At 44.2% G+C, this 3,160-nt stretch carries 3 protein-coding genes and 1 pseudogene; all 4 read left to right on the top strand.

Annotation, left to right across the window (positions count from 1 at the left end; all coding sequences use genetic code 11):
* Positions 1-81: 81 nt before the first annotated feature.
* The gene (locus H540_RS30625; RefSeq protein WP_081415239.1) at positions 82-1,494 is read left to right on the top strand and encodes an amino acid permease; all 1,413 of its coding nucleotides are present in this window, start codon (positions 82-84) and stop codon (positions 1,492-1,494) included.
* A gap of 531 nt (positions 1,495-2,025) precedes the next feature.
* Entirely contained in the window at positions 2,026-2,394 is a 369-nt protein-coding gene (locus H540_RS0121835; RefSeq protein ID WP_028402382.1) for an NADH-quinone oxidoreductase subunit A, read from the top strand.
* A complete protein-coding gene (nuoB, locus tag H540_RS0121840) occupies positions 2,385-2,903 on the top strand; it encodes an NADH-quinone oxidoreductase subunit NuoB (protein WP_028402383.1) in 519 nt (172 codons plus the stop codon). Before H540_RS0121835 ends, nuoB begins: the two co-directional genes overlap by 10 nt.
* Positions 2,900-3,160 (top strand): annotated as a pseudogene (locus H540_RS0121845) (NADH-quinone oxidoreductase subunit C); the annotation flags it as partial. The gene nuoB and the pseudogene H540_RS0121845, both read left to right, overlap by 4 nt.

Consider the following 3,160-nt stretch of genomic DNA (forward strand, 5'->3'; position numbering starts at 1 on the left):
ATCATGAACAGGTTCTCCTTGAATAATAAAAAGTAAAGCGCTTACAGATTCTAGGAGAAATGGAACAAAAGGAGGATTTCTATGCTAGATCAAAATAACGGATTAAAACGCGAGCTGAAGAGCCGTCATATTTTTATGATTGCGCTTGGCGGCGTTATTGGTACAGGTCTTTTCTTAAGCTCCGGTTATACAATTAATCAGGCGGGACCGGGCGGCGCCATTGTCGCTTACCTCATCGGCGGTTTTGTTATGTATTTGACAATGCTTTGTCTGGGGGAGCTGGCAGTTGCAAATCCGAGTGTAGGATCGTATCAAACGTATGCGACTAAATATATTTCACCAGGAACCGGGTATGTTGTTGGCTGGATGTCATGGCTGAACTGGGCGGTTACAATCGGACTTGAGCTCATCACCGTCAGTATCCTCATGAAGCGTTGGTTTCCGCATGCTCCATCATGGATTTGGTGTGTTGTGTTTGCAGTGCTTTTATTCAGCATCAATGCGTTATCAACGAAAAGCTTTGCAGAAGTTGAATTTTGGTTTTCGAGCATTAAAGTCATCGCAGTTATTGCATTCATCATTTTAGGTGGTGCAGCAATGTTCGGATTCCTGCATATGAAAGGCGGCGAACCGGCACCTTTCTTTAGTAACTATACAGATCACGGCGGCTTGTTCCCGAAAGGAATCGCAGCGATATTGATAACAATGATTGGCGTCAATTTCTCCTTCCAAGGAACAGAGCTTGTAGGCATTGCGGCCGGGGAAAGTTCAAACCCTGAAAAAACAATTCCGCGCGCAATTAACAACACGGCTTGGCGTATTTTAATCTTTTTCATTCTTTCAGTTTTCGTACTTGCTGGATTATTTCCTTGGCAAAAAGCGGGACTCGTGGAAAGCCCGTTCGTTGTAGTATTTGATAAAATCGGTATTCCGTATGCTGCTGATATTATGAACTTCGTTATTGTTACAGCTGTATTATCCGTAGCGAACTCCGGCTTGTATGCAACTTCCCGTATGCTTTGGTCCATGTCCGCACAGGGCATGATCAGCCCTAAGTTCGGGAAGCTATCCAAAAAAGGCGTTCCGATCAATGCGTTGATCGTAAGTATGCTTGTCGGCTGCTTATCCTTGCTTTGCGGTATTTTTGCGGAAGACACAGTATATTTATGGCTGCTTTCCATCGCAGGTTTCGGTGCGATATTCATTTGGGCATCCATTGCACTTTCTAACTTCTTGGGAAGAAGAGATTTCCTTAAAAATGGCGGCAACGTAAAGGATTTGAAATTTAAAACACCGCTTTACCCGGTAATTCCGCTTCTTGCCTTCGCAATGAACACAATCGTTATGATCAGCCTTGCTTTCATTCCGGATCAAAGAATGGCGTTGTACTGCGGCATTCCGTTCCTGATAGCTTGTACGCTGTATTATCATTTTGTGGCCAAGCATAAGATGAAGGACAAGGAATCTATGAAAGCTGAGCAAAAAGGAGCATAATCCATTATGTAAGAAAAATGAGCACGGGAAAAAACCCGTGCTCATTTTTTTTAGGCAGGCACAGAGCGCCTGCCAAGTCTATATATAGCTGGCTCGTTTCTTCGACATTTCATGCTTGATCTCTCGAATTGCACCGTTTACTATCCAGCTTAGACCATTTATTATCCAAAATGATGCATTTACTATCCAAACTTCAACTTTATTATTCAAAAAAGGCATTAAGCAGACGCTTAATGCCTTTTTAGTGAGAATGTTTTTAAAAAGCGAATCGCTTCGTCGCTCTTTTCTAGTACCGGGAAAAATTTCTGAATAATACTATTGTACAAAATTATTAATTCTCAGAAATTGATAAGAAGCTAAAGCGTGATGGAAGCGGAGTTTCTCTCTTTCCAATAGGTCGACATAAGAATGCAGAATTTGGTATAATGGTTATAGTTACATTATTTAGAAAAATCAAAAAAATAAATGGTGTAAACGATTCATATGATTGTATTGGACAATTTTAAACTGCACGGGGGGGAGAGTCTAAACATGTTCAATGTGTATCAAAACAACTATGCAATTGTAATTGTATTTTTGCTTTTAGGTATTCTGTTGCCCGTTGTGGCGCTGACGGCAGGCAAGCTGCTTCGTCCGAACAGTCCAAGCGAGGCTAAACAGACGACATATGAGAGCGGTATCGAGCCATTCCATGAAGCGAATGTCCGATTTCACGCACGCTATTATATTTTTGCGCTACTGTTTGTTATTTTTGATGTAGAAACGGTATTTCTGTATCCGTGGGCAGTGGCTTATGACAAATTGGGGCTATTTGCTTTAGTTGAGATGCTCATCTTTGTGGTGATGCTTCTAATTGGACTTGTATATGCTTGGAAGAAGAAGGTGCTGACATGGTTATAAACTTTGATTATATCCATCCGGATGAGAGAGCGGAATTGGAGCGCAATATGTTTTTTACGACACTTGAGCAAATGAAGGGCTGGGCGCGAAGCAATTCGCTGTGGCCGATGACGTTCGGGCTGGCTTGCTGTGCCATCGAAATGATGGGCGTAGGATCATCCCACTATGACCTCGACCGTTTTGGTTCGTTCTTCCGTACATCTCCGCGTCAATCAGACGTTATGATTGTATCGGGTACGGTAACGAAGAAAATGGCGCCGATTGTACGCCGGCTGTACGATCAAATGCCAGAGCCGAAATGGGTCATCGCTATGGGATCGTGCGCAACGGCAGGGGGGCCGTATGTGAAGTCATATGCAGTGGTTAAAGGAGTAGATCAAATCGTTCCGGTTGATGTATATATACCGGGATGCCCGCCAAACCCGGCAGCTCTCATTTACGGAATTAATAAACTGAAAGAAAAAATTCGTTACGAAGCTAAGACAGGGAAGCAGGTGACGAATCGATGAGCGATGAAAAAAGCATGGATGAGCTGAAAAGGGAAGCTGCGGCGCGCGCCAAGGAGGAAGCATTGCGAAAGCTCGCGGAACGAAAAGCGGCGCAAAGCGCAGCAGAGCAAGCGGAAAGAGAGAAAGCGCTCTCAAAAAATGAGCCGGAAAGCTTGGAAGATACAAAGAAACGAGCGGCGGCGGAAGCGAAGGCAAAGGCGCTGGAGCTAGCGAAGCAGCGTGCAGCAGAGAAGGCGGCAGCCGAGGCGAAGAGCGAG

It is taken from the genome of Ectobacillus panaciterrae DSM 19096, assembly GCF_000430785.1.
Taxonomy (GTDB): Bacteria; Bacillota; Bacilli; order Bacillales; family Bacillaceae_G; genus Ectobacillus; species Ectobacillus panaciterrae.

Bases quoted from the DNA above. Each gene is read 5' to 3' on its own strand.
- H540_RS30625 (WP_081415239.1), top strand. From the start codon at position 82: ATGCTAGATCAAAATAACGGATTAAAACGCGAGCTGAAGAGCCGTCAT.
- H540_RS0121835 (WP_028402382.1), top strand. From the start codon at position 2,026: ATGTTCAATGTGTATCAAAACAACTATGCAATTGTAATTGTATTTTTG.
- nuoB (WP_028402383.1), top strand. From the start codon at position 2,385: ATGGTTATAAACTTTGATTATATCCATCCGGATGAGAGAGCGGAATTG.